33 protein-coding genes are annotated in these 26,046 nt (G+C 55.3%); 8 read left to right on the top strand and 25 right to left on the bottom strand.

Going from position 1 to position 26,046, the window contains the following annotated elements; genetic code table 11:
- Positions 1-5 precede the first annotated feature (5 nt).
- The 22 genes from ACDO57_RS17065 to ACDO57_RS16960 form a co-directional block, all read right to left on the bottom strand.
- A complete protein-coding gene (locus ACDO57_RS17065) occupies positions 6-2,279 on the bottom strand; it encodes a phage tail tape measure protein (protein ID WP_090418750.1) in 2,274 nt (757 codons plus the stop codon).
- A complete protein-coding gene (locus ACDO57_RS17060) occupies positions 2,272-2,391 on the bottom strand; it encodes a GpE family phage tail protein (RefSeq protein WP_023616176.1) in 120 nt (39 codons plus the stop codon). Before ACDO57_RS17060 ends, ACDO57_RS17065 begins: the two co-directional genes overlap by 8 nt.
- A gap of 32 nt (positions 2,392-2,423) precedes the next feature.
- Positions 2,424-2,732 (bottom strand): phage tail assembly protein, encoded by a 309-nt coding sequence (locus tag ACDO57_RS17055; protein WP_024906448.1) that lies wholly within the window; start codon positions 2,730-2,732, stop codon positions 2,424-2,426.
- 56 nt (positions 2,733-2,788) lie between these two features.
- On the bottom strand, positions 2,789-3,307 hold the full coding sequence (locus ACDO57_RS17050; RefSeq protein WP_023309235.1) for a phage major tail tube protein: 519 nt from the start codon (positions 3,305-3,307) through the stop codon (positions 2,789-2,791).
- 11 nt (positions 3,308-3,318) lie between these two features.
- Positions 3,319-4,506, bottom strand: coding sequence for a phage tail sheath protein (locus tag ACDO57_RS17045; RefSeq protein WP_024906447.1), 1,188 nt, complete (start codon positions 4,504-4,506; stop codon positions 3,319-3,321).
- A 153-nt stretch (positions 4,507-4,659) separates the two neighbouring features.
- On the bottom strand, positions 4,660-5,268 hold the full coding sequence (locus ACDO57_RS17040) for a tail fiber assembly protein (protein ID WP_370884308.1): 609 nt from the start codon (positions 5,266-5,268) through the stop codon (positions 4,660-4,662).
- Positions 5,268-6,761 carry a phage tail protein gene (locus ACDO57_RS17035; protein WP_370884307.1) on the bottom strand — a complete coding sequence of 498 codons (1,494 nt, stop codon included), beginning with the start codon at positions 6,759-6,761 and terminating at the stop codon, positions 5,268-5,270. The genes ACDO57_RS17040 and ACDO57_RS17035 overlap by 1 nt, the downstream gene beginning before the upstream one ends.
- Positions 6,762-6,772: 11 nt before the next feature.
- On the bottom strand, positions 6,773-7,303 hold the full coding sequence (locus ACDO57_RS17030; RefSeq protein ID WP_090418755.1) for a phage tail protein I: 531 nt from the start codon (positions 7,301-7,303) through the stop codon (positions 6,773-6,775).
- Positions 7,296-8,204: a baseplate assembly protein gene (locus ACDO57_RS17025; protein ID WP_370884306.1), complete on the bottom strand. Its 909-nt coding sequence runs from the start codon at positions 8,202-8,204 to the stop codon at positions 7,296-7,298. The genes ACDO57_RS17030 and ACDO57_RS17025 overlap by 8 nt, the downstream gene beginning before the upstream one ends.
- A 5-nt stretch (positions 8,205-8,209) precedes the next feature.
- Positions 8,210-8,560 (bottom strand): GPW/gp25 family protein, encoded by a 351-nt coding sequence (locus ACDO57_RS17020; protein WP_090418761.1) that lies wholly within the window; start codon positions 8,558-8,560, stop codon positions 8,210-8,212.
- Complete coding sequence (locus ACDO57_RS17015; protein WP_032645069.1) at positions 8,557-9,198, bottom strand: phage baseplate assembly protein V; 642 nt, start codon at positions 9,196-9,198, stop codon at positions 8,557-8,559. The genes ACDO57_RS17020 and ACDO57_RS17015 overlap by 4 nt, the downstream gene beginning before the upstream one ends.
- A 112-nt stretch (positions 9,199-9,310) precedes the next feature.
- The gene (locus ACDO57_RS17010) at positions 9,311-9,778 is read right to left on the bottom strand and encodes a phage tail protein (protein WP_061716454.1); all 468 of its coding nucleotides are present in this window, start codon (positions 9,776-9,778) and stop codon (positions 9,311-9,313) included.
- Positions 9,741-9,986: an Rz1-like lysis system protein LysC gene (lysC, locus tag ACDO57_RS17005; protein WP_230581841.1), complete on the bottom strand. Its 246-nt coding sequence runs from the start codon at positions 9,984-9,986 to the stop codon at positions 9,741-9,743. The genes ACDO57_RS17010 and lysC overlap by 38 nt, the downstream gene beginning before the upstream one ends.
- On the bottom strand, positions 9,874-10,299 hold the full coding sequence (gene lysB, locus ACDO57_RS17000; protein ID WP_370884305.1) for an Rz-like lysis system protein LysB: 426 nt from the start codon (positions 10,297-10,299) through the stop codon (positions 9,874-9,876). Before lysB ends, lysC begins: the two co-directional genes overlap by 113 nt.
- Positions 10,296-10,805 carry a lysozyme gene (locus ACDO57_RS16995; RefSeq protein WP_024906439.1) on the bottom strand — a complete coding sequence of 170 codons (510 nt, stop codon included), beginning with the start codon at positions 10,803-10,805 and terminating at the stop codon, positions 10,296-10,298. Before ACDO57_RS16995 ends, lysB begins: the two co-directional genes overlap by 4 nt.
- Positions 10,789-11,010 (bottom strand): primosomal protein, encoded by a 222-nt coding sequence (locus ACDO57_RS16990; protein WP_370884304.1) that lies wholly within the window; start codon positions 11,008-11,010, stop codon positions 10,789-10,791. Before ACDO57_RS16990 ends, ACDO57_RS16995 begins: the two co-directional genes overlap by 17 nt.
- On the bottom strand, positions 11,001-11,204 hold the full coding sequence (locus ACDO57_RS16985) for a tail protein X (RefSeq protein ID WP_157189749.1): 204 nt from the start codon (positions 11,202-11,204) through the stop codon (positions 11,001-11,003). The genes ACDO57_RS16990 and ACDO57_RS16985 overlap by 10 nt, the downstream gene beginning before the upstream one ends.
- Before the next feature lie 178 nt (positions 11,205-11,382).
- Positions 11,383-11,823: a DinI-like family protein gene (locus tag ACDO57_RS16980; RefSeq protein ID WP_024906437.1), complete on the bottom strand. Its 441-nt coding sequence runs from the start codon at positions 11,821-11,823 to the stop codon at positions 11,383-11,385.
- Between the two features lie 109 nt (positions 11,824-11,932).
- The gene (locus ACDO57_RS16975) at positions 11,933-14,122 is read right to left on the bottom strand and encodes a replication endonuclease (protein ID WP_370884303.1); all 2,190 of its coding nucleotides are present in this window, start codon (positions 14,120-14,122) and stop codon (positions 11,933-11,935) included.
- Position 14,123: 1 nt separating this feature from the next.
- Positions 14,124-14,345, bottom strand: a complete 222-nt coding sequence (locus tag ACDO57_RS16970) for a TraR/DksA family transcriptional regulator (RefSeq protein WP_048028939.1) — start codon at positions 14,343-14,345, stop codon at positions 14,124-14,126.
- Positions 14,345-14,572, bottom strand: a complete 228-nt coding sequence (locus ACDO57_RS16965) for a DUF2732 family protein (protein ID WP_023309252.1) — start codon at positions 14,570-14,572, stop codon at positions 14,345-14,347. The genes ACDO57_RS16970 and ACDO57_RS16965 overlap by 1 nt, the downstream gene beginning before the upstream one ends.
- A gap of 68 nt (positions 14,573-14,640) precedes the next feature.
- Positions 14,641-14,979, bottom strand: a complete 339-nt coding sequence (locus tag ACDO57_RS16960) for a DUF5347 domain-containing protein (RefSeq protein ID WP_024906434.1) — start codon at positions 14,977-14,979, stop codon at positions 14,641-14,643.
- 227 nt (positions 14,980-15,206) lie between these two features.
- Here ACDO57_RS16960 and ACDO57_RS16955 point away from each other — a divergent pair, with 227 nt between their 5' ends.
- The 6 genes from ACDO57_RS16955 to ACDO57_RS16930 all read left to right on the top strand — a co-directional run bounded on the left by ACDO57_RS16955 (position 15,207) and on the right by ACDO57_RS16930 (position 19,405).
- On the top strand, positions 15,207-15,782 hold the full coding sequence (locus tag ACDO57_RS16955) for a phage repressor protein CI (RefSeq protein WP_290093968.1): 576 nt from the start codon (positions 15,207-15,209) through the stop codon (positions 15,780-15,782).
- Positions 15,783-16,053: 271 nt separating this feature from the next.
- Positions 16,054-16,545 carry a type VI secretion system tube protein TssD gene (gene tssD, locus ACDO57_RS16950; protein ID WP_370884302.1) on the top strand — a complete coding sequence of 164 codons (492 nt, stop codon included), beginning with the start codon at positions 16,054-16,056 and terminating at the stop codon, positions 16,543-16,545.
- Between the two features lie 12 nt (positions 16,546-16,557).
- Complete coding sequence (locus tag ACDO57_RS16945; protein ID WP_071994439.1) at positions 16,558-16,920, top strand: tlde1 domain-containing protein; 363 nt, start codon at positions 16,558-16,560, stop codon at positions 16,918-16,920.
- Between the two features lie 101 nt (positions 16,921-17,021).
- Positions 17,022-17,384, top strand: a complete 363-nt coding sequence (locus ACDO57_RS16940; protein ID WP_370884301.1) for a hypothetical protein — start codon at positions 17,022-17,024, stop codon at positions 17,382-17,384.
- A 211-nt stretch (positions 17,385-17,595) separates the two neighbouring features.
- Entirely contained in the window at positions 17,596-18,030 is a 435-nt protein-coding gene (locus ACDO57_RS16935) for a hypothetical protein (protein ID WP_048991070.1), read from the top strand.
- Positions 18,031-18,235: 205 nt separating this feature from the next.
- Positions 18,236-19,405, top strand: a complete 1,170-nt coding sequence (locus tag ACDO57_RS16930; RefSeq protein ID WP_370884300.1) for a DNA repair protein — start codon at positions 18,236-18,238, stop codon at positions 19,403-19,405.
- On the opposite strand, the gene ACDO57_RS16925 is transcribed toward ACDO57_RS16930, so the two are convergent.
- The gene (locus ACDO57_RS16925; RefSeq protein ID WP_370884299.1) at positions 19,406-20,170 is read right to left on the bottom strand and encodes a siderophore-interacting protein; all 765 of its coding nucleotides are present in this window, start codon (positions 20,168-20,170) and stop codon (positions 19,406-19,408) included. It lies immediately after the preceding gene.
- A gap of 146 nt (positions 20,171-20,316) precedes the next feature.
- Here ACDO57_RS16925 and ACDO57_RS16920 point away from each other — a divergent pair, with 146 nt between their 5' ends.
- Entirely contained in the window at positions 20,317-20,811 is a 495-nt protein-coding gene (locus ACDO57_RS16920; RefSeq protein WP_048992628.1) for a PadR family transcriptional regulator, read from the top strand.
- On the opposite strand, the gene ACDO57_RS16915 is transcribed toward ACDO57_RS16920, so the two are convergent.
- Together ACDO57_RS16915 and ACDO57_RS16910 are read right to left on the bottom strand one after the other, a co-directional pair.
- The gene (locus tag ACDO57_RS16915; protein ID WP_370884298.1) at positions 20,808-22,367 is read right to left on the bottom strand and encodes a methyl-accepting chemotaxis protein; all 1,560 of its coding nucleotides are present in this window, start codon (positions 22,365-22,367) and stop codon (positions 20,808-20,810) included. The genes ACDO57_RS16920 and ACDO57_RS16915 overlap by 4 nt on opposite strands.
- Positions 22,368-22,703: 336 nt before the next feature.
- Positions 22,704-24,224, bottom strand: coding sequence for a methyl-accepting chemotaxis protein (locus tag ACDO57_RS16910; protein WP_370884297.1), 1,521 nt, complete (start codon positions 24,222-24,224; stop codon positions 22,704-22,706).
- A gap of 435 nt (positions 24,225-24,659) precedes the next feature.
- Between ACDO57_RS16910 and ygjG the strand changes: the two genes are divergently transcribed.
- Positions 24,660-26,039, top strand: a complete 1,380-nt coding sequence (ygjG, locus tag ACDO57_RS16905) for a putrescine aminotransferase (protein ID WP_032650311.1) — start codon at positions 24,660-24,662, stop codon at positions 26,037-26,039.
- The last annotated feature ends 7 nt before the right edge of the window (positions 26,040-26,046 follow it).

Here is a 26,046-nt window from a genome sequence, read left to right as displayed (position 1 = left end):
CAACCTTACATAAAGCTGGCTTGCTGCCGTCTCGCTTTATCCTGTTCAATGCTATCTATTGTCTCCCGGATTTGACGCGTCAGATCCGTTCCTGAAGCCGTGCCCCCCTGCAGCGTGATGTTGTATTCGCTTTTACTCTGATCGACGTAAGAGCGTCCTCCCGGCACGAGGGTTGGCTGATACCCCAGGCCGACGCCAGAGATCCCCGCCACCGGAATGGACGAACTGCCCGCAGAAGAGGATGTCGCGCCTGCTTTTTCCGCCGCGGCATCGAGATTACCCGACTCGTTTTTGATAAGACCGAGTTTCTCCAGCAGCCAGCTGGCCTTGCCGCTCAGGCTGTTAAAGAGATTAAGCGGTGCCATTAACGCATCACCCAGCGCCTGTCCAAAAATCACGCCAGCGTTTTTACAGCCATCCAGCGTTTCCTGCGTCGCCTTGATCGGCGTGATTAAGTCGGTGAACCATTGCCAGATACCGCCCAGCTTCTCCGAGATAGCGTCAAATACCGCCATCACCGGTGAGAACAGCGCACCCAGCGGTGCGAAAGCCGTTGAAAGCCCTTCCATCACTCCGCCAAAGAAGGCGCTGATGGGCTCCCAGTATTTGAAAATCAGTAAGGCGCCGGCGGCAATCGCCGCGCCAAGGGCAATCACCGGCCAGCTAAGGGCACCCAGCACCGTCATGATGGCGCCGCCCACCACGCTGAATACCGTTCCTAACATCCCGGCCGCGGTGATAACCATATTGACGCCCGTTAGAACCGGGCCGAGAACCGTGCCTACGCCACCCAGTACGCCAGCAAACGCCTGCGCGCCGACAACTACGCTGGCGAGGGTCTGCGTCAGCTCAGGGTTGGCATTCACCCAAAGGGAGGCCGTGCCAAGCCAGCCGGTTGCGGTTGTTATCAGGTTACGCAGAGCGCCATCCGCTTTATCAAATACATCAATCTTCAACCCGTTCCACGCGGCCTGGAGTCGGTTGATATCGCCGTCAAGATTATCGGTCTGCACGGAAGCCGCGAGCGCGGTACTGCCCTTCGCCCCTTGCAACTGCTGGCGTTTTTCATCAAGCGATCCATCACCCGCGGCGGAAGCCAGCGCCCCCGAGGCTTTTATAGAATCCGGAGTCTGAACATGGCGCAACATCGCGCTAAGCGCGTCCCCGGCGGCGGCGCCTTTCATCCCTTTTTCCGCCAGAACGCCCAGCAGCGCGGTGGTCTCTTCAAGCCCCATACCGGCGGCATCCGCAGCGGGCGCTGCAGAGGTGACGGCCGCCACCATCTCAGCGAGGCTGGTATTCGAAGAGGTAAAACCGCGGGTAAGCACATCTGCGATGCGTCCCGCATCCGCATCGGCCAGGCTATACGCGGCCTGCGTGCTGGCGATCATATCGGCCGCTTTAGCCGCGTCGACATTCCCCGCCAGGCTGAGGTTGACCGTTGGCGCGGTGGCCGCAAGCAGCCCATCGGCGTCATAGCCTGAACGAGTCAGTTCGGTTTGTGCCCGAAGGACCGTATCTGCAGGTACTCCGGTCCTGGCACTGACCTCCCGCGCCTGCTGGCGAATCGCCTCAAGCCGGGAATCCCCCTTCGCCAGGCCAAGGTTTGCCTGAATGGCCGACATCTGCTTTTCAACGCTGATGCCTGGCGCCATAAACCGGGACGTCTGGTCAAAGCCCGCTTTGGCCATGCCCACACCCGCATTCGCAAGCTGGCGCACCCGCGCGGTAACGCGTTTGCCTGACTCATAGCGATTCTGAACGGTACTCAGCCGCTCCTGCTGCTGGTTGACGCGGGCCAGCGCATCCCGCTGTCGGTTAAGCTGCTGCGTTTTTTCGCTGATGTGAGTTCGTAAACGACGCTCATCAGACGAGAGCGTACGCGTGTTGACTCCCGCCAGGGCGAGTTCAGTGCGCTGGCGCTGTACCGAATAGCGTAAGCTGTTGTACTCAAGCTTAAGGTCGGCCGCCGATTTTCGGGCTGCGGACAGCGCATCAGCCTGTGCCTGGGTAGGGTTTTGCGTGTTTTTAAGCTGCACCGCCAGCGCCGCTGCCTGCTGTTTCGCCTGAGCAAGCGACTGCTCCGTCACGGAGAGCTGGGCGTTTGCTTTCCTGAAGCCGTTAATACGCCCCGCCTGCTCATCAAGCGCCCCCAACGCCGTCTGCGAATCGTGGATATCGCTTGCGAGAGTGACGCTGGCGTTCTGGAGAGCGTTAAGCGGTCGGGTTGCCCGGTCGACTGCCTTAAGCAGCTCCTGAAGACTGACATTATTACTCATGGTGGTTTCCGCTTCGCTGCAGCGCTTTTTCGCGCCATAAGAGGAGTTCGGTCACGCTAAGGGAGTACAGTTCTGACGGCGGCCAGTGAAAGATCACCGCGATATCCGCCATCAGATCGTCGACCGACAGATTTTCGGGAAATTTCAGCGAGCCGAAGCCGGTGACAAAAAACCGATCACCTTACCTGCAAAAGAGAGCAGATCGCAGGCATCCAGGCGCGCAACCTCATGCTCGGTCAGGGCCGGAGAGGTCATTCGCGGCAGCACCTTAATCAGCGCATCGACGTCAGATTGCGCCAGCGACGCCAGCGATACCCCGCGCAGGGTTCCCGCATTGGGTTTAGAAACCGTCACCTGTTCAATTTTCTGCTCACCGCGCTGAACGGGGCTATCAAGCGTGACGATATGTGGGTTTTCACTTTCGTGCATGGCGGTCTCGTTGATATTTTCCATTTCTTTACTCTTCAGAAAGTTAACTCACCGGCCGGTAATCCCGGCCGGTTAAAGGGTTACAGGCCGATGGCCTTACGGTGTTCTGCCAGACGATCGACGCCGTCGACTTTCAGCACCATGTTGATGATGTCGATCTCGATGATCTCTTTGCCATCAATGGTCAGTTGGTAGTACGCGCACTCGGTGGACATCTTGGTAGTGCCGCTCTCGCCCTGCTTGTTTTCACCGCCATCGAACTCTTTATGACGGCCGCGCATGACGATTTCGACGGCAGAGATTTCGCCGGTATCATCGCGCTGATAAGAGCCGGTAAAGCGCAGCGGCACGCTGTCCGCGCCCGGAGAGGCATACTGCGCCCACAGCGCGGCGTCCGGCAGACCGCCAACGGTCCACTCCAGCGCCAGGGCATCATCGTCCAGACCGAGGTCGACAGAGACCGAGCCCGGCATACCGCCGCCGCGATACTTCTCCAGCTTGCGGGTAAGCTTAGGTAAGGTGACAGACTCAACAACGCCCATATAGCTCAGGCCATCGTTGAACATATTCAGGTATTTAAGTTTGCGTGGTAACGCCATGCTGCAGCTCCTTAGCTATTAACCGAATCTGACAGGTCTGCCAGATAGGTATCGGTGATGCGCTGGCGCAGGGTCAGATTTTCCAGCGGCGGGACAGGGGTGTAGTCGTAATCGATATACAGTTTCCCCGCTTTCAGGGTTGATGCATCGTTAGACTCAGGGTCATACCAGCAGGAGCCGTCGACGATATAGCCGTTGGTTTTCAGCTCGCGGAACTTGGCATTAATACCGGAAACGATGTCGCGGATAAGCGTTGGCGTGATGGGTTTATCCATCGCCCACGCGTGCGCTTCCGCCATGGTATCGGCCAGCACCTGCGCGGTACGGGTGTAGTTTTCAAAGACGAATAACGGGTCGTCAGAGCAGGTACGGTTACCCCAGAATTTGAAGCCGTCGTTGCGAATCAGCGTGGTGACGCCCGCCTGATTAAGCAGGTTCGCATCGGTAGCCTGTTCCTGCAGATCCCAGGAGACAGAGGCGCTTACGCCCGTAACGCCGTTGACGCCAACGTTTGACAGGGTTTTATGCCAGCCGATGGTCTGGTCGATTTTGGCGCGCAGGCCAAGCGCACGGGCGGTCGCCCAGGCCGTCGTCGTTGCGTTCGTGGTGGTATCCCATGCCAGAAAATCAGGATGGATAACCATCAGCTCGCGCTGGCTGAAGTTTTTGCGGTAGTTGATCGCGTCAGAGATGGTTTTACAGCCCCACGCGCTGACATAGCCGAACGCGCGCAGGCTCTGGCACATCGCGGCCAGTGCGGTCGCCACTTCCTGAGAATCGAGCCCCGGGACGCCGAGAATACGTGGCTTAACGCCGGTCACTGTTTTCGCGGTCAGAAGTGCCTTCAGGCCGGTATATTTACCGTTTTCATCGGTGGTACCGATGATGTTGGAAACGGTCTGTTTGCGCGCCTCTTCCGGGGTTTCTGCGGTGCCTTCAGCCACGCGAACAACAACGACAACCGGTTTACACTGGTCAGCGATCGCCTGCAGAGAAGCGGACAGCGTCCCCGCCTTACCGGCTTTCGCAATCGCAGCTTGCACGTTGGTAATGAGCACGGGCTCGTTTAAAGGAAATGTCTTGTCGTCAGCATCGCTGGCCGTACAGACCATACCGATGATTGCCGTCGAGACGGTGGAAATGGTGCGGGTGCCATCGTTGATTTCGATAACTTCCACGCCGTGGTGATAGTCGCCCATCCGGTTAACTCCTTCGTTTAGTGGTGAGGCTATTGTCTGTGGAGTGCGTGATTGATGCGACGTATTGGGGTTGGGGAAAGGATTACACAACAAACGAAAACCCTCCGGATGGAGGGTTTGGGTTTAGTCAGGCAATGGCACGATCTTGCTGACTCATATCTCTGTATCTGGTAATGGAGGCCAGTCCGGTTTACTCACGTCAACGCGGTTCAATAACACACGGAATTGTTTCCACTTCTGCAATTTCGCAGCTTCTTCCTCGGTCGCCATATCCAGCTCAATCGCATCCTGAAGCATGGCAATCGCATTATTTGCCTGTTTTAACAATTCCAGTTTTTTGCGTTGTGCTTCTGCCCGATGCTCCACTGGAGCAAGGGTTATCTTCCCATCATCAAAAATAAACGCGCCACCTAGCGCATTATTTCCAGCATTAGTAAATTCATCAGGCACATTGTCTGGTTCAACTTCCACGACAATCTGATTAATAGGAAAAATAGCGCTAGCATCGTAAGAGAAGTGAATAATTTCTTTTGATTCTGGATTAAAAGATATCTTAAGCGTTTCTTTTGAAAGTCTCTTTAGCCACTGATACCAGTCATTGCCATTCTCATCTTTCAGAAAAATAACATTCATAACTGGAGATTTCGCAATATAATATAGCTCAAGTTCCTCCTGTGAAAGTTTAGCCACTTTCGCAGCAGTATACTCTCCCCATTTGTCTAACGGATTATATTTTTCGAATACACCTGATTGCATTGTCATTAAGCCACCCACGCTGTGTACCAGTTTCCACCGATGTTATATTGAAGGGAGCGATATTGTACCGCTGTGTAATTCGTTTTTTGCTGCACAGCAGTGACCACCGTCCCGTTAGGTGCATATGCAAACTCATTATCATTATTCCCGTTTGTAGCGACTCCCGCCGATGCAAGCCGGAGCCCTCCTTGCAGGAAATTTGCTATAGTCCATGCTGTAGTTGCATAAGGACTCAAATCCTGCTTTGGCGGTTGGTTATTAGGTGAATACACTCGCACACCGGGAGTATCGTATAATCCCCCACCGGCCTCTATTAACCCCTTACTGCTGATATTGCGTTCAGAACGCAAATCTCCGGATGTTTGTACGTAATTTGCATAAATACTACCATTAGAAACTAAGTTACCTGCAAGACCTGCATTCCCGGTAGGATCAATATTGAAAAGGTTCTTACTGCCCAACCACATAGCGAACCCCAGCGTGTTAGTGCTGTCACCTCTCACAAGGCCGAGAACCATCGCATTATCGTACCATTCGAAAGCAACTCCAGAGATAATACTGCCAGCACCTCCTTGGGCACTGACAAGCGACGCAGTATTTCTTTCAGTAGGCACAGTTCCGACGCTACCAAACCTGAATATTGAATTATAATTCCCTCCATTCGACGATACTGCGCCAATATCCTGAGAGGTAATATTGATATCATTCGTCAGAGCCCGCCCGTTAATCTTCCTTGCTGACGGCACGCGGCCATTCGCATTGTCATTCGCCGCCTTGACTGCTTTCGGCGTCGCTGCCAGTGTCTCAGACGCGCTGTCAGTGGTGCTACTGAGCTGAACAATCCCTTTCTGTCCTGTGGTCGCATCCTGAGCCGTATACTTCCCACTGGCAAGGTCATAGGCGGCCTTAACCGATTTCGGTGTTGCGGCAAGCGTCTCAGACAGACTATCGGTCGCGCTACTGAGCTGAGTAAATCCTTTTACCGTTAGCGTTGCATCAGGATGCCTGCGGGACTGCTCATGCTCTTCGATCTTTTCGTCTACATACTCCTGGGTCGCTATTACCGTGGATGTATCTATCGAAAGTTCGACCGAGACGATATCACTAACCATGATCACCATTCTCACGGTCTGCGCACGCCCAGATCCCTCATCCAACAACGGCTTATAACTTTCTGCCATGTTCCCGACAGCGATCAGTGTACCCGTGTCATCATAAAGCCCCATTTCGCGCATCCAGAAACCGCCGGTTTCAGGTGGGATGAGCAGCTCAGCGATCACATAATTTTGATTCTTGTTGTCCTGGCTGATTTTATTTAGCCCATGGCGCCAGACTTCATTCACCAGCTTCGTCTGTCCGGCGTCGGGCGTCGGCAGTGCACCGCCACCGTCGCCGACCGCCATCGCCGTAAAATTGACTTTCTTCCCGTTCGGGACGGTCGCGGCAGCCAGTTTTTCGGCACCGGCTTTGGTGATAACCGTTTTATATTTCACTGTCATAGTGCTCTCACTTATCCGGGATAAACCGTGATGATGTCGCCGTCATAGCTCAGGGCACCGGTATAGAGATAACCGGGAATGTCCTGGATGATATTCAGGCCAATAAGGTGGCGGCTGGCAGGCTTTGCATCGGCAATAAGCCTCTCCATTTCGTAATACATTTCCTCAGTGATGCCCGTGTCCAGTACGCCGATATCAAGGCGGAAGGTGCCGGGCGGATCGTTGGTTTGCCACCACTCGGTAACGTTAATCAGATAGCCAAGCGGCTCCACCACGCGACGTACAGCGCCTATCGTTCCCTTGTGGGCATGAATAAACCACGCGGCGCGGATCACCTCCCGTTTGGTGGCCTCCGGCCAGTTCTCATCCCAGCGGTCAACGGAAAACGCCCACGCCAGCCAGGGAAGCAAATTCGCCGGACAGGTATCCGCACTCCAGAGATGGCGCAGCGGAACCGGCGTATTTTCGATGTCCGCGCAGGCGCGCGCCGCAGCGACCTCAAGCGCCGATGAGCCAACCGGTAACAGGCGTGTATTACTCATCGTTTCCCCCCACGATTACGCTGTAGTGGCTGCACCATGAGGCCTGCGTTTCATCAAGCACGATGTCAGCCGCGGGTGCGGTCAGTTCCACCCGCTGCACCCCTTCCACATGAAGGGCCGCGTAAATGGCGGACTTGCGGATATCGCGTCCCAGCCGATGCTGAGCCGTGATGTAGGCCTGTAACCGGGCTCTTGCCGCATTGAGTACCGGTTCACTTTCGGGGCCGGGAAAAAGGAAAAGCGATGCTTCAATGCTGTAGTCGACAATATTGGCCGACTGGACGGTCACCCGGTCGGCGACGGGCCTGACATCCTCATCGTTCAGCGCATTGCGAACAATGGCGAGCAGTTCCTCAGACGCTATGCCGTTATTCTCCCGGGAGAGTACGGAGACCGTGACGTTTGCCGGCTGTGGGCTAATGACGGAAATGTCTGCCACCCGGCCATCTGCACTGCGGCCATGGAACTGATACGCGCCCGTCGAACCGGCCACGCTCAGCCCTTCCGGCGCCTGCTGGATGCGCAGACGAAAGTCGGTATCGGACTCCATCACAGCCGGAGTGGGCGGTAACGTGGTGTCGTCGGCAGGGGTAATAGTCAGACGCGCAAGGTTCGCGTTTGCCCCAATCTGGTCCAGATCGCTGCCCGCCGCGTAGGCCAACATGACCGCCCGTGCAGCCTCGTTAACCCGCTGGCGCCAGATGACTTCCCGGTAGGCGTTCTCCTGCAGCAGCTTCACAATCGGCTCTGACTCCAGGGTCAGCGTCCGTGCAATCGCCTCTCGCTCCTCTTCCGGATAGAGGGAGACAAAGGTGGCCTTTCGTTCTGCCAACAGCGTTTCATAATCCACCTCCTCCACGACATCAGGCGCGGCGAGCTGGCTCAGATCAAAAATAGCCATAGCGTTTAACTCAGTGAAATGGTGATAGAAAAGGATTGTCCGGAGATCGGGCGCGTGCCGGTGATATCGACATACAACGTCCCGTCGTTCTCCGAACGCTCGAAAGTGATGGCCGTCAGGCTTATCCGCGGCTCCCATTTCTGGATGGCGGAATAGCATGCGGCCATGATCTGCAGGCGCAGCGCCGGGCTCTGCGGCCTGTCAATCATCTCCGCCAGCAGCGAGCCGTAATCCCGCCGCATGACCCGCGAACCAATCGGCGTGACCAGGATGTCGCGCACGCTTTGCCGAATGTGTTCAGCCTCTGAAATGCTCAGCCCGGTCTGCCTGTTCATCCCCCTGTAACGCACCGTCATTGTGTCCCCTTAGTCCAGCTTCCGCCGCTTTGCACACTGCCGTGCGCGTGGTTGTCCACCTGCACCCCGTTGGAGGTGAATTTACCGCCGGAATGCTCAATATTTCCGGCCATCACACCGCCTTTCTGCACTTCCAGCGAGGCGGTAATTAACCTGTTGGTACACACCACTTCAGGCGTATCCAACGTGATGCGGGACGTTGATGTCACCCTCACCTCTGGCACTGTGGCGGTCAGCGATTCAGAGGCGGTAATATCGGCCGTTTTAATGCCTGCAACCGTCAACGCCCCGCGCCCGGGTTCGTACTCGATCACCGCGCCGTCCGGAAACGAGACGTGGAACGCGTCAGGTGACCCGGACGGTGCCGGATGGTCGTCCGAGAAAATGCCGGGCAGAACAAAGGCGGTATCCAGCTCACCGCCGATGGCCAGCAGCAGCACCTGCTCTCCCTCGGAAGGGGCCCACCACACGCGCGAACGTCCCGCACGACAGGTTAGCCAGTTCAGCCAGGTGGTTTTCATCCCGCCGGTCTGGACACGACAAAGCCCTCTGTTGAGGTCAACGTCGGTCACAACACCGATACGAATCAGGTTGCGGATCGCGCGAGCGATACCGTTCATGGAAGTTAATGTATTCATGAGAAGAGAATGCCGTTCAGGACGAACGGCAGCAACGAGACGGGGTTTTCTGCGGGATGATACAACAAGCGGTCCAGACAGCAGGCGGCTGGCGGCCTTCAGCGCGGGGAGCTTAGTCCTCCCACTGGCTGACCAGCTCACCATTGATGTACAACGCCTTCGGACGCGTGACGGGCTCCGGCAGCGGCGGCTCCGGGGAATAGGTCGCGTGCAGAGCGCCATGATCCTGGGAAACAAGAATGCGCTCGGTCAATTGCACGCTGATGGTGATATCCATCGTATCGTCATCGTTTAAGACGATCGTGAAGGTGTATCCGTTTTTGCGTCCGTCATCGAGAGTAAAAATGTCCGGCTGGTTTTCCCGCAGCCAGGCCAGCACCGGGACAAAAAATCCCTCGCTGTCGCCGGTGAAACCGCTGACCTTCGCGTTCAGCGCATACCGCTTTTCAAAGGAGAGCGAGGAGGCCAGTCGGGCGTCTATATTGCCGCTGCCGACCGACATCTGCAGGCGCTCCGGGTTGGCATTCAGCTGGGGGATCGCGTCAATTAATGCCTGACGCAGGCTCTTGAGTTTGTGCATCGAGTTTATCCTGACAGTCTTTTATGGTTTCAACCTGCAGCGCGCAGGCGATAAGGGCGTATTCCAGCCTGCGAATATCCGCGCTGAGATCGCCGTTAGTGGCGGGTTCGCTTCCCGGCATCGGGCAGCGGCTCACCTTCGGGCAGGCGTTGTAAACAATGGGCTGCGGAGGCACAGGCGGTGCGGGTGTGCAACCTGCGGACAGCATCAGGCAACTGAGCGGTATACCAGCGGCGTAACGCTTCATTTTCATTGAGTAATCTCCCGATAGTCGCTTCCCGTCTTGCCCTCTCCTCGCCCGCAGTAACAAGCTCCTCACGGAGCCTGACCTGGGCGTTTTCATTTGCTCTGGCCAACCGTTGCGACAGGGACAGCTGATGGTTAAGCGTGGCGAGGGCCGTTTTTTGCTCGCTGGCGACCCGGTTGGCCGTGGCTAAAGAACGGGACAGGGTCTGGTTGTCATGACGAAGCCACAGCGTGATGGCCAGCAGTCCGGCCAGCATCAGCATGAGGACTCTCATGGCAGCCCCTTCATGCACCAGGCCTTCTCGCGGACACGACGATTTTCCAGCCCGGTATTTTTGACGCCGTTGACGTACACCCAGCGGGTAAGCTGCCCGCACGCCTGTGACCACTGTTTACGTTTGATAAAGGAGACCAGAGTCGAACGGCAGGCGGCGCCTGCGCCGACGTTAAAGGAAAAACTCACCAGCGCGTCGTAGACCCGCGGCGGCATCTCCACCGGCGCGCACGCCGCCAGACGACGCTCAACGTTGAGCACATCAGCGACCAGATTTACCGCGGCCTCACGCTCGGTAATGTCCCGCGTCGGCACGACGTTTGCCGTGTGCCCAATGCCTGACGTCCATACGCCAGCGCTGCACCGGTAGGGCGAGAGGCGACATCCTTCGAGATCGGCAATCAGCGCCAGCCCCTCCGGGGAGGTTTTCAGTAATCGAAAGTCAGGCATCAGCACCGCCAGGGCCAGCACGCCGGCGACGCTGCAACGCTTAATGATTGAGTTCACGAATGCTCTTCTTATCGAGGCCCAAAGACTGGAGGTAGCGCCAGGTTTTGCGCTTAAACCAGTAATTCGTCAGCGCGGTAAAAATGGCGCAAAGGCTCCCCACGTACAGCGCAACCTTTTCAGGAGACACCGCCCCGAACCAGGCCAGCACCACGGCCAGCCAGTAAGCGATAACCGTGGTGATTTTCTCCAGGCTCAGTCCCATAGGTTTACGGATTCTTTGGTGGGGGCGCTATTCACCTCCGGCATCTCTACCGGCGTGCCGTGAGGCAAAATAACGCCTGACTCCGCGAGGCCAGGATTGGCCTTCAGAACGGTTTCTACGACGCCAGCCGTGCGCCCATAATAGCGGGCGCAAACGGCATCAAGCGTGTCCCCCTGCATTGCATAGATCTTCATCAGACGCTCCCAACATCCGGTTACCAGGTACTGTAGAGTTTCCCGGGCCGGCGGTCTTTTCGCTATCGCTGACGGATGGACAATCTCGGACACAACAGACCGTCCACAAGCAGCGAAGCGTGGGTCGACGAAAGCGCAAAATCTGAATGAGGGTGTACGTTCGGGCTATGACGCTGGGCTAACGCCAGCTCTCGTCTTCCCAGACTTCCCGGAGAATATTATCCAGCATTTCGCGATCGGCCTCTCCTTCAAGCCCCTGGAGCTCGACTCCCGTCACCGATCCTATTTTCACGCTCACCCGCGATGACGGAAACAGGGATCGTATTCTGCGGGTCAGTTCGCACTGAAAGGCTTCAACGACGGCATGGCCAATCTGCTGATCTTTATCGAGCGTAATGTTCACCCGAACGTTGCCCTCTTTTTTGATTCGTTCCGGAACAGGCGATGCTGAGAAAACAACGGTAAATGCGTTGTTCTTGATTAAATTTCCCCGCGCAATCTCAGCAATCAAATTCAGGGCAATCTCACGATCTCTTTCCTGACATGTTCCTTCTGTCGTCAGTCGCGCAATCATCTCGACGCGTTCAATCATGACCTGCTCGTTCAACTCTCTGTCCACACAACCTCCACCACGAGATACTGTATAAACATACAGTAGCACGTATTCATAAAAAGAGTGAAGCGAAAAATCAGAACCCTTCACGGTATGTACATGATATGGATGGAGATTAGCGGGCTCTCTGAGCAAAGAGATCCGTTAAATAGCCAATACGTTCAAGGATTTTCCGCGCCTTGTGCTGATAAGAACGCGCTGCCGGAAAGAGCGATCCGTCAGCTGCGCCTCTGCACCATTTGTCGTTAAAGCGGCTAACGCCGCCAGCCATAAGATGCAGGGCCTCTCCACGGCTGATGGCGATTCCGGTGGCGAGCCGTATCTCATCGATCACCTTCTCCGGAACCCCGTTCTGCGGGTCGCTCGCGAAGACGATGGGCGACGACGCGCCTGGGCGGATGAATTTGATGCGTTCGGTTAACGCCCGCCTCGCACGCCTGCTGAGGGGTTGAGAAAGATCGGTCTGCGTACAGTTATTGACAGAACTCCGAGAGGATACAGGTGCGTCCTTAAGTTCCGCGGCCCGCTTCGGCACAATTTTCCACTGCGTGAGCCGGGTTAAAACCGGGCTGCCCGCGCCGACGGCGGAATCGTACACGCCGCGGATGCGGACCGTTTCCTCGCCGTACTGGTTAAACCCGGCGCCCGGCTCATACAGGGTGCGCACCTGTAAATCATCGCGACGCACAAACGGGCCGCCCTGTGCAGTAACGTATCCCGCCCAGTCGCCGGCGTCGGCAGCCTCATGAACGGCAGCAAACTCGACGCTCAGACCGCGCGCGGCCTCGGGATCCGCCAGACGTCGCAGCTCGCGGTAGACCGTTACCGGCGCGCCGCCGATAAACTGAAACTGGCGAATGTGCCAGCGCCCCGCCCAGGCCGACACGGCGGACGCCGTCTCCTTCAGCAGCCCGCCGCTTTCGCTATCGGTCTCGCCATCGAGCGCATAGCCGTCGATATTCTTTGAGATGTATTTGGCAATATAGCCGGTAGCACTGCCTTTCTGCGGATCGATCGCGTCCGCGTGAAAGCGCGCCTGTCTGGCGCTTTCGCTCTGCAGCTCAGCGGCATCCTCCTGCCGCGCGTAGTCCCCGATAATCCGACGAACGCATTCGACATCTTCCGGCAGCATAAACATCAGCATGTGCCAGTGGGGTGTACCGTCGTGATGGGGTTCCGCAACGCGGATACCGAAAATACGGATCCCATCACGGTGGAGCTTTGCGCGGATGCGCGCCCACAGCCGGGTGAGGTAGCTTTGCGTATCCGCCGGACTGGCCCCGCTCCACTTCGCGTTGGGGTAGCCTGATTTCAGCGTCGCGTGATACTGCGCGGGTGCGGTTAAGGTATAGAACTCGCCCACATAGCCCAGCGCCTCACAGATATTTTCAAATCCGCGGATACGGGTCATCAGTTCACAGCGTCGTATCGCCGGGTTGGCCACCGAGCTATCGAATTTTTCAATCAGGCTAATGCGGTTGCCCTCTTCATCTTCCAGCTCCATGCCCTTGAGAAATTCGCGGGTGCGGCGCTTCTGCTCGCGCCACTCGGTCACGCAGCGTTTGCTCGCATACGCCGTTCTCCGTTTGCTGACGTTGCCGAGGGCAATCTGCAAATGCTCGCGCCAGGCCGCCGCGACCCGACGCAGACGCCCGCGCCACCACGCCTCGGAAAACATGCGTATCACCGCCGCGGCAACGTCATCTTTGTCGAAACATGTCTTCGACACCCGTTCCCAGTGCGGAGGCGACACGTTGAACTGGCGGGCGATCAGTCCGGCGCGCTGATACCAGACGTACAGCGTCTGGTATTCGCCCATCTCAGCATCGTTAATATTCGCCAGCTCGCCGCGAATAAAGCTGGCGATATCGGCGGCCAGCAGGTCGATGTCCGCGCGGGACATATCCGGCAGACGGTTATAGCGGGCAACCAGTTCGACCATTCGCGAGGCAAGGTACTGCAGAAGCAGGGTATCGAAATGGCCGTCAAACACGGTTCGGGAGACTGCTTCATGCAAACCTGCGCAGGCATAGCGTTCAGAGACCCGCCGCAGGCGAGGTAACATTCTTTTGCAGAAGCGGATCAAAAAGGCGTTAGCCTGCGGGCTGCCACGATGCTGTTCGAGGGCGTCAAACGCGCGCCAGACCTCAAAACGCACGCAGTCAGGCTGCTGTGAAAGAGCCATTCTTGCCTGCTTCAGCGCCGCGAAGAAGCGATCGCGGCGCTGCTGTTGGGCATGGGTGAGATAAGGGCTGGCAATGGCCGACCGTGGGGCATTCCACGGATAAGCAAATGACGTCGCCAACTCATCCTCCCCGGACGTGTTTATTTTTCATCTCTGCGATCTCCTGGCAGGTTACGCACAGGGCCACACCGGGCACCGCCATACGGCGCGCCTGCGGTATTGGAGCCTCACACTCCTCGCAGAAGAAACGCGAAGGCGATGCGGGTCGTCTGCGGGCGCTATTAATGTGGCGCTCTCTGTCTTCCTGTTCGCGCGCCTGGGCAAGATCGATAAAATCGGCCATCAGTGCAGCTCCTGGGATTCACGCTCGTAGCGAGCCGCTTCGTGGCACAGCAGTTCGGCAACGTCCTCTCCGCTCATACCGGTTTTGTAGATATGGCTCGCCAGCGCCTCCAGGCGCAGGGAGACCGCGAGGGCTCGCGCGCATCGTTCCTCCGTTTTTGCCTCTGCCAGCAGGCGTTTCAGTTCTTCACTTCCGATCGGATAAGGGCGGTTTTCACTGTTTCGCATCACGCGTTCTCCTTAAATTCAGGCAAAAGGATGCCCGGCGGGTTTACGCCATTAGTTTTTGGGTTGGGTTATATCGGCATGGTCAGCCGTTCAGGAAATAAACTCACAACAGCACGAAAATGGTTCATGGCGTTAATCAGCGCCCGTTTCTCTTCGGTCGTCAGCTCGCTGATATCGCACTCATGCCGGGCGACGGGCAATCTCGCCAGGAAAAAGAGGGCGGCCAGCGCCCTGCAGTTCTCCTCAAAACAGGGATCGCGCTTATCGCGCAGCTCGGCCATAAACCGCGCCAGCTCTTTTCCGCTATCGCTCCCGTATCGGGCGCGCAGTTCAGCGACGTGGTTAAGCCCGTTAAGACGCGCTCCCACGCTAAGTGGAACCCTTGCACGGGCAGCTTCTATCGCCATATCTCCCCTCGCATAAATTCACGCACGCTAATGTGCTGAAAACGGGTACAGCACGGTTTTTTCCACCGTTTGATGATTGCGATTTCAGAAGCCATGCTGCATGATTCCCATTTTGATACTGTCTGCAATCATTAGCCTCTGTTTGCCAACGTCTGCCGCTGATTGCCCGAATTTGCAATGATATTAATACCCAATTGAGTATTAGTAAACACCCAAAGGAATATATTTTGATCTTAGATTCTCAAGTGAATAATGAAGAGTTACTCGATAGAATCTGTCAGGTATATGGTTTCACGCAGAAAATCCAGCTGGCCCGGCACTTTAATATCGCCGCCAGCTCGCTTCAGAACCGCTACGCGCGCGGTACCGTCTCTTACGACTTTGCGGTTCAGTGCGCGCTGGACACCGGCGCGAGCCTTCGCTGGCTGATGACCGGCCAAGGGGCGCAGTTTGAAGGTCATCCCGTGCCGGGCGATCCCGTTTCAGTTTCGACATTCACACTCAGTGACGGGAGACTGGAAGAAAATTCCATTTTGAGTATAGACTCTGCTTTCTTTAGCAAACCGCTGGCGCGCGGCATCGCCGTCCGGGCGGATGGGAAGCTGCACTTTATCGAAAAAGACGCGTCGTTAACCGACGGCCTGTGGCTGGTTGAGATTGAAGGCACCGCCAGCATCCGCGACCTAACTCTGCTGCCGGGTAAAAAACTCCACGTGGCGGGCGGCAAGGTTCCGTTTGAGTGCGGTATCGACGAGATTAAAACGGTAGGGCGTGTGGTGGGGATCTATAGCGAAGTAAGCTGAGGATGTTTCATCCCCCCCTCGTGGCTGTGGATCTGCCGCAAGATAAACCGATACAGAGAAGCGAATTATATGTCCGTATAATTCGCTTCTCTGTTCTTGTTTAATCAGGCTTATAACACTCATAAAAAAATATATGTTTTTAAATTATATTTTTTATTACTTCATTCAACCAATGAATGCATGTAACTGTAGTGACACGAAATATTACAAACAGAAAAATCATGAAGGAGTAAGGTCAGAGAAATTAATTAAATAAATGGAGTTAACCAGAATGGCTATACCAGTTTATCTCTGGATTTACAGCGAAGAAGGGAAACAGTTAAAAGGTAGCGTTGATGTACATAGACGCGAAGGTAGCATTGAAATAACCGGACTGTCACACGGCGTAGAGATACCTACAGATGATTACTCCGGAAAAATAACAGCCACACGCCAACATTCTCCCTTTGTTTTTACAAAAGCGCAAGACGTCTCAAGTCCTTACCTTTATCAGATCGTTAGTACGGGGAGCGTTCTTAAATCTGCTGAGCTAAAATTTTATCGAATCAACCACGCAGGGCAGGAAGAAGAATATTTTAATATTTTTATGGAAAATGCACGTATTACCTGCATTGTGCCTTATATGGAAGATGTGAAGGATCCCGACTTCACACATTATGATCATATGGAAGCCATAGAAATGACATATGAAAAAATAACATGGAAATATCTGGACGGTAACATTGTCCATTCCGATAGCTGGAAAGAACGCAGCGCGGCATAAGGGGAATAGCTCATGGCATGGACCTACTACCAAAGTACCGGTGAACTGTGGCATAAAGGTAAACTTATTGGCACAGGTTATTCCGGAAACCTGACAAACAAAAATAATCCAGACCGTCAGCACGTTAAGGGGATGGGACCATTACCACGCGGAACGTATCGCATAGGAGGCCATACATCCTCAAGGGGGCCAATGACAATTAACCTCAAACAAACCTCTGGTGAGAGCTATGGGCGATCGCTGTTTCGCATCCATGGTGAGAAAAAGGCACCAGCCATTCCTGGTTTTGCATCAGAGGGCTGCATTATCATGGGACCTCACATTCGCTCTAAAATAATTCTTTCGTCAGATCGTACGCTTGAGGTAGTTCGTTGAAAAAGTACGTGTTTTCTCTAATTACCTGCATTCTTACGGCTTCCTGTATAGCGTCAGAGAGTGACTGGATAACCTATATTAAGCTGGTGTCCAGCGCTGACATGGCAGCTATTCAGGCATTACCAGCGAAGATTAAAAGCACTGGTGATAATCTGGATGACGAGCATGCTGAACAGTTGGCGACCGCCATCAGCATGGCGCTTATCCGCGCCCCAGAATTAGTGCTGAATGTCACCAATCAATTTGAGTTGAACCCAGACCCTTTACAGCAACGGTTTGGAACCACTTTGATATGTAGCATACCGATGATGATACACAGCACTAATGCGGAGGTTGAAACCTATTTAGCAAAGGCTAAACCAGCATTGGAGAAAGCGGGCTCCCCAGCAAGAGAATGCTTAAGCAATATGCTCGATGTAATCAATGAGGTTAAGCAAGAAAAGGTTAAGGACTCAAAACGTTAGCATCATATTATAACAAGCGCTCTTCTGAGCGCTTAATCTTTGAACCATTAAATAATAAACTACATATCACTCCAGTTTATCCAAAAATAAAAGAGCACATGGCTAAATCCTCCCTTTCAACCATCACCGTATCAAATAACAGCGGCTGCTCGGCTATGAGTGCGACGCAGAAATTTGAAAATATCTATATCCCACCGGGAATGAACTTGATATGAAAACGATGCAGCTGTTTTTGATTATGTTAGTGATATCGCACGTGGCTTATGCAAATGACTGTACTTCTGTTGAAGAAATGGATAAGGCAGATAACGCAGCCTCTGCCATTCAGGACTGGCAAGGCATCCATTCTTTTTACAAAAATTACAGACAGTGTGATGAGGGATATATCGCAGAAGGGATATCAGCGACTATTGTCGGGCTGTTAGCCAACAACTGGAAGACCTCCCATCAACTCATGCAGCTATCTGTAAACGATCGCGCTTTTGAGTCATGGATGATTAATCACATCGATACGACCACGAACGATCGCGAGCTCGATAAAGTCGTGAGAAACGCCACGGATAGCTGCCCCGAAGGCGGTAAAGCGTTCTGCAATCAGATTGAGAATGCCGCACAAGGCGCGTTGAAGGAATTGCAAAGCCCATAGCCAAGAATGGTTTCACAGGTAGAGCAGGAAACGGAGTTATCCTCACCCTCCACCTTACAGGCTCCTGCTCACTTCCCCACCTCACAAACTGCAAAACTAAAGAAATCCCCCATCGCGCCGATCATCATCCGTGTGTATTATTTCCTGTAGCTTTTACAACAACTAACCTTAACTCAAATACTTAAGCGCCAAAGCGAAAGGCATCATGAGCACACCGATCAAACGGCTAGAAATCATTAAAAATGCCATTGAACTGGAAGATGACGACATCATCCAGAGCCAGCTGACACGCCTGAAAAATGAAGCGTTTGACGATGAGCTACAGGCAATCGTCGTGGCGCTTGAGGAGAAGAACTACACCGTGGCCATGGCGGCCATTACCGCCTGGCTGCAGGGCCAGCGCGCCGTCACCCCGTGGCGCGACCCGCAGGTGGCCGCCAGCAAGCTGGAGCTGAAGGCGCTGGAAGAGCGTCTGCGCGATCTGATTGACCGCCGCAACGCCCGCGTGCAGCAGCTTGATGAGTTTAACGATCTCTATTTTTCCCGCCTTGGGCCGCTGATGCAGCAGATCCTCGCCCTGCGTAAAACCCTGGCGGAGCTAAACCTGCGTCGTCAGCAGGCGGAAGCGCGTCGTCGCGAGGAAGATTACCGTCGCTGCCAGCACTATATGGCGCAGGCGGTAGAGGTGCTGGCGACGCTCACCCAGCGCTGGCGCGATCTCCCGGCCGATTCCGTACAGGCCGCTGAGGCGCGTAAGCATCTGGAGCAGCAAAGCAATCTGATTGCCAACCTGCTGGCCGAAGCGCTGGAGCTGGAGAGCGGCTTAACACGCGAAGAGGAGCCTGCGCGTCAGGCGCGCGACGAGGCGAACGAAGAGTACGAGAAGTATCGCGAGCAGCATCATGATGCCGAAGTGCGGCTGCGCAAAGGTAAGCATCTTTCGGAAGAAGACCAGAACGAACTCAAGCGTCTCTGGCGGCAGGCGAGCAAGCTCTGTCACCCGGATCTGGTGGCGGACGATCTGAAAGAAGAAGCCAACAGCATGATGGTGCAGCTTAACCAGGCGAAGCAGCGCGGCGATGTGAAAGCCATTCGCTCGCTGGTGGCCCGTCTGCAACAGGGCTTCGAGCCATTGATGGCCAGCGACAGGCTGAACGATCTGGAACGTATCCGCAAAAAAATGGCGCAGGTCCGCGAGCAAATCGACATTTTAGTGAACGAGCTGGCGGAACTGGAGAAAGAGGAGTCCTGGCTGCTGGTCTCGTCGCTCAACAATATGGAAGCGTACTTCGCTCAGCAGGAGAAAGCGCTGCACGAGGTCCGCGCCTCGCTCGAACATCAGGTGAACGAAGCGCAGCTGGATTCCGCCGCCTGATTATTTGGCGTGCCAGTATGCGCTGGCACGCACCAGCTGCGGATCAATCGCGTCGGTTTCAAACTGACGGCTCAGCGTTTTCACCACCTTCCCTTCCCCGGTCAGCCAGATGAAGTAGTCTTCCCCCGGAACGGTCAGCGCCGTCAGATGGTCTGCGACCGCCTGCTCGCTATGGCCCACCACCCAGGTGATATTGAACCCGCTCAGGTGCGCCAGATAGTCTTTATAAGATTCGTCCCCGACCGTCACGACCGCATGAACCTCCGGGCGAACCGGCAGTTTAGCAATGCTTTCTAAACGTCGACGCAGCGCGGGCATGCCGGATTCATCGCACACGTATAGCTGCCAGGCGTAATCCTCCGGCACCACCAGCGAACCGCGCGGGCCGCCGATGGTCAGCCTGTCGCCCGCTTTCGCCTCGACCGCCCAGCTGCTGGCAATGCCGCCGTCATGAATGAAGAAATCGAGAACCAGCTCATGATTTGCCTCATCGTAGAGCGGCGTATAGTCGCGCGCCTGCGGACGCACGCCGTCGCCCCAGTCGATGCCTTCATCGGTGACCATTGGCGGCGTAAACGTCGTCCCGGGCGCCGGAAAAAAGACTTTGGTATGGTCGTCGAAACCGCGGGAGCTAAAGCCCTCCAGCGCCTCACCGCCTAAAACAATGCGCTGGAAACCCACGCTGGCGCGCTCAACGCGGAGCACCGTCAGCTCGCGAAAACGCAGGTCATTACGAACACGCTGTGGATAACGAGTAGATGCCATTTTTAGACCCTTTTCTGGTAAATACGATATATCTAAATCAATTTTCAAATGATAATGATTACTAATAATGAAAAATGCAAGATCTTTTAGATTGCATCTGAATATATCTTAGATATAGTTTAGATATATCAATTAAAGGACCTGTTATGCGACACGAACACGACAGCGGCGGGCGCCGACCGCGCTTTTTCGGCCACGGCGATCTGCGGCTGGTGATTCTGGATATCCTGACCCGTAGCGCGAGCCACGGCTACGAACTGATCAAAGAGATTGAAAACCTGACCCAGGGGAATTACACCCCGAGCCCAGGCGTCATCTACCCAACCCTGGATTATCTTCAGGATCAGACATTTATCACCATTACGGAAGAAGAGAGCGGGCGTAAGCGCATTGCGATTACCGCTGAAGGACAGCGCTGGCTGGATGAAAACCGGGAACAGCTGGAACAGATCCAGGTGCGTATCAAAGCGCGCAGCGTCGGTTTTCAGCTGCGCAAAAACCCGCAGATGAAGCGGGCGCTGGATAACTTTAAAGCGGTGTTAGACCTGAAGGTGAATCAGGGAGAGCTCAACGACGCGCAGCTTAAGCAGATTATCGGCGTGATTGACCGCGCGGCGCTGGAGATCTCCCAGCTGGATTAAGCCGGCGCGTGCTCGCTCACGCGGAAGACGCGTACCAGCTCTTTCAGGTGCATCGCCTGTTCGTTAAGCGATGCCGCCGCAGCCACAGACTCCTCCACCAGCGCGGAGTTCTGCTGGGTGGTGGCATCAATCAGGCCAATCGCGCTGTTAATCTGCGAGATACCTTCCGTCTGCTCGTGGCTGGCCTGGCGAATTTCCCGCAGAATCACGTCCATCTCCTCCACGTTGCCCACCATCCCGTTGATCAGCCCACTCGCTTTTTCGACAAGGTTCATCCCGTCCTGGGTCTGGCTGGTGGAGCTCTCAATCAGCTCCCGGATTTCGCTGGCAGACGACGCGCTCTTCTGGGCAAGCTGGCGAACCTCACCGGCCACCACCGCAAAGCCGCGTCCGTGCTCGCCGGCGCGCGCCGCTTCCACCGCCGCGTTGAGCGCCAGAATGTTGGTCTGGAACGCAATGGCGTCGATCAGGTCGATAATGTCGGACATCCGGTTCGATGTTTCGTTAATCAGGCGCATTTTGCTGGTCACCTGCTTCATCATCTCACCGTTGTTTTTGACCACCGTGGCGGCATCGGCAGAAAGGTTGGTCGCTTCCCCGGTATGCGAGGCGGTATTTTTCACCGTCGCGGTGATCTGCTCCATCGAGGCAGCGGTCTGTTCGACAGAACTTGCCTGCTCTTCCGTGCGCGCGGCCAAATCCTGGTTCCCGGCGACAATCTGCGCGGCTGCGCTGGAGATATTCTCCGAGCCGGTTTGCACCTGCTGCACAATGTCCAGCAGTCGCGTCTTCATCTCCATCAGCGCATGCAGCAGCAGACCCGTTTCGTCTTTGCCGTGCGGCGTGATGCTTCCCGTCAGATCGCCCTCTGAAATGGCTTTTGCAAAATGCACCGCCTCGCCGAGCGGACGTGTGATAGCGCGCACGATAAACCAGCCAATCAGGCTGCCTGCCACGACGCTAAAGAGCGTGATCAGGATCAGCAGCAGGCGGTTAGACCTGAAATCTCCTTCCACCTGCGCCCCTGCACTCTGCATCTCGCTGTTTTGAATAGTAATCAGCTCCTTCACCTTCGCTTTATAAGCCTGCTGCACGGCGAGGGTGGTGGTCATCATCTCCTGAATAGCGCCCGCACGATTGTTGTTCTGCACCGCCTGCAAAATGCGGTAGCGCGAGTCCAGATACTGCTGGCGCACGCTGCGGATATCCGCCAGCACCTGCTGAGACTTTTGATCCTGCAGCGCGTTGTTCAGCTCGCCCAGGATCACCGTGATGTGCTCGCTGATCTCTTTCAGGCGCTGCTGCGATTGCCCCGTGTAGGTACCCTGCTCATCCAGCAGCATCAGCTGTTGCGTGCTAATAAATTCCTGGAAGTTATCGATTAACTGGTTCGCTTTTACCGTGGTCGGATAATCACTGGTAATAATGGATTGCATCCCGTTATTAGCCCGGTTCAGACTCAGCAGAGACAGGCTCGCGCTGATCGCCATCAGGACAATAAAGAATCCAAACGCCAGAAATAATTTCGTGCCGATCTTTACGTCATGTAAGAGCATATTTTCTCCATCGATGTGATTATTTCTCAGACGATCGCTGTTATCGGTAACGAATTTGCTAACTTTATGACTTTGATCGTTTTTTTATTTCATAACCATCACAATGGATAGGTAGAGGCTATTAATATTGCTCCATCGATCGTTACCAGACCACCAGATGGGTATTTTTCAAAATAGCGTTCTGAATAATTGACTTAGGCAGGAATAAATAACTGAGGCACTTTCTTTAGTTATTTAATATTAACTTAACAATAAAATACATTAATAGTCACAACCAGAAAATAAAACGCCGCTTATTCCTTACGGAATAAACGGCTTTTCCGGAACATTATTGACTCAATGGAGCACAGTCACCGCATCCTTAAGGCGTCCGGCGCGATGCTTCACCATCGCAGAAATGTGCGCGCTCTCCTCGACCAGGTCGGCGTTTTTCTGCGTGATGCTGTCGAGTTCAGCCACCGCGCGGGTCAACTCTGAAAGTCCGGTTGCCTGCTCGGAGGTCGCGTGGCTGATCTGGGCGATAAGCTGCGTCACGTTTTTCACCTGCACAACGATATCATCCATCGTACGGCCTGCGGCGTGTACCTGCTCAGAGCCGGACTGCACCTTGCTGGCGCTGGCATCAATCAGTTTACGAATATCATTCGCGGCACTGGCGCTGCGGCTGGCAAGATGGCGGACTTCGCCCGCGACCACGGCAAAACCTTTGCCCTGCTCCCCTGCCCTTGCCGCTTCAACCGCCGCGTTCAGCGCCAGAATATTGGTCTGGAAAGCGATATCGTTAATCAGGGAGGTAATCGAGCCAATTCGCTGCGTGCTGTCGGCAATGTCATCCATGGTTTTAACGACAGTCTGCATCGCGTTGCCCCCTTTCGTTGCCGCGCTGCTCGCGGCCACGGAGAGTTTGTCCACCTCGGCGGCGGTTTCGGAATTGCTCTGAACGGACGCGGCCATCTGGTTCATTGTCGCGACGGTCTGCTGCACGTTCGCCACGGTCTGACGCGTCCGATCGTTCAGATCTTCATTTCCCTGCGCCAGCCTGTCGCTACCGTCACGGACGCTCACCACCTGGCTCGACACGTCATTGATCAACCAGCGGCACATCAGGCCAAGCTGTCCTACCGCACGCAGCGTCAGCCCCAGCTCGTCGCTGCGGTTAAGGTGCTGCACGCTGTTGCGCTCGCCGGTGGCGACCTTCAGCGCCTGTCGCGCCACATTCTCTATCGGGCGGACAATCTGTTGCTCAAACAGCAGTGTCCCCAGCAGCATCACCAGCGCGGCTGCGGCGAGCGACATCCACCCGGCGGAGGTCGCGACCAGCGTGGCGGCGAGTACGGCAAAAAGCACCGCCATCACGCTACGCACGCGCCAGCGCAGCGGCATTGCCGGCAGTTTGCCCAGCCAGCCCTTTCCGACCACCAGCCCTTTATGAATACGTTTTTTACAGCGCCCGTCGTTCAGCGCCCGGTAGAGCGGCTCCACTGTGGCAATCTCTTCCGCTGTGGCTTTGGTGCGAATGGACATATAGCCCGTCACCTGCCCGCGGCGCACCATCGGTACCGCATTCGCACGCACCCAGTAGTGGTCGCCGTTTTTGCGCCGGTTTTTAACAATCCCGCTCCACGGCTCGCCCTGCTGCAGCGTGTACCACATATCGGCAAACGCGGCTTTTGGCATATCGGGATGGCGTACCATATTGTGCGGCTGGCCCGTCAGCTCATCGAGCTGGTAGCCGCTCACCTGCACAAAGGTGTCGTTGGCGTGTGTGATATAGCTGTGGACGTCTGTGGTAGACATTAAGGTGGTGTCATCGTCCAGAGGATATTCATTCTGGGTGACATAGGTTGGAGAGGACATCGTGGGCATCCCTTGCAGGTTATTTGAATGTTAATTTTGTGGGTCAATGTTTTTTCGGCGGTAAACAATTTATCTTTAGTTGTTAAACTTGATGGAGATCGCAGATTTGACTTAAACCATACTTTTTGTGCGATTTTTTAATCCATTGATTTCAAATACTTTCGCAGAGAAATTACCCACAAAGCATGACCCGTTAATGCCCACTTAAGTTGCAGCGTATGCACTTCTTTAGTGCAGCGGCGCTCTTCCCCCTTCTTTTATACTCTCTGCCCCGTACCGCTAAATCCCGTTTGGCTTCTATCGGCATGATTAAATATTGTGCAACATTATTTTAACCTGGCGTTTATCCCGATTTTCGTTAAGTCATCTGAAGTGGCGTAATCCCTGCAATACTTAACTCAGTATCATGTGATACGCGATCCCCGGGAGCACATTTTGAACAGGTTACCTTCCAGCGCCTCGGCTCTTGCCTGTACCGCGCACGCACTGAATCTCATTGAGAAGCGAACGCTCGATCATGAGGAGATGAAACAACTTAACCGAGAGGTCATCGATTACTTTAAAGAGCACGTCAATCCAGGGTTTCTGGAGTATCGCAAATCTGTTACCGCCGGCGGGGATTACGGAGCCGTAGAGTGGCAAGCGGGAAGTCTGAACACGCTTGTCGACACCCAGGGACAGGAGTTTATCGATTGCCTGGGAGGTTTTGGAATTTTCAACGTGGGGCACCGTAATCCAGTTGTGGTTTCCGCCGTACAGAATCAACTTGCGAAACAACCTCTCCATAGCCAGGAACTGCTCGACCCGCTTCGCGCCATGCTCGCGAAAACGCTGGCGGCCTTAACGCCCGGCAAACTGAAGTACAGCTTCTTTAGCAACAGCGGCACGGAATCGGTCGAAGCGGCGATTAAACTCGCCAAAGCGTACCAGTCGCCGCGCGGGAAATTCACCTTTATCGCCACCAGCGGCGCGTTCCACGGTAAATCCCTGGGCGCACTGTCTGCTACCGCCAAATCCACCTTCCGCAAACCGTTTATGCCGCTGCTGCCGGGCTTCCGCCACGTGCCGTTTGGCGACATCAACGCCATGCGCACCGCGCTGAGCGAATGCCGCAAGACCGGCGATGACGTGGCGGCGGTGATCCTGGAGCCGATTCAGGGCGAAGGCGGCGTGATCCTCCCTCCGCAGGGCTATCTGCCCGCCGTGCGTCAGCTGTGCGATGAGTTTGGCGCCCTGCTGATCCTCGACGAAGTCCAGACCGGGATGGGCCGCACGGGCAAGATGTTTGCCTGCGAGCACGAGAACGTGCAGCCGGACATCCTGTGCCTGGCGAAGGCGCTCGGCGGCGGCGTGATGCCGATTGGCGCGACGGTGGCCACCGAGGAGGTCTTCTCGGTGCTGTTCGACAATCCGTTCCTGCATACCACCACCTTTGGCGGTAACCCGCTGGCCTGTGCGGCCGCTCTGGCGACCATTAACGTGCTGCTGGAGCAAAACCTGCCCGCGCAGGCGGAGCAGAAAGGCGACATGCTGCTGGACGGCTTCCGTCAGCTAGGCCGGGAGTATCCGGACCTGGTGCAGGACGCGCGTGGGAAAGGGATGCTGATGGCGATTGAGTTTGTTGATAACGAAACCGGCTACAGCTTCGCGAGCGAGATGTTCCGCCAGCGGGTGCTGGTGGCCGGAACGCTCAACAACTCGAAAACCATCCGCATTGAACCGCCGCTGACGCTGACGATTGAGCAGTGTGAGCAGGTGCTGAAAGCGGCGCGTAAAGCGCTGGCAGCGCTGCGGGTGAGCGTGGAAGAGGCGTAATCAACGC

Origin of the sequence: Enterobacter cloacae complex sp. 2015409, assembly GCF_041365315.1 — a bacterium.
In the GTDB taxonomy this organism is placed as follows: Bacteria; Pseudomonadota; Gammaproteobacteria; order Enterobacterales; family Enterobacteriaceae; genus Enterobacter; species Enterobacter pseudoroggenkampii.
This window is presented reverse-complemented; position numbering and strand designations above follow the sequence as displayed.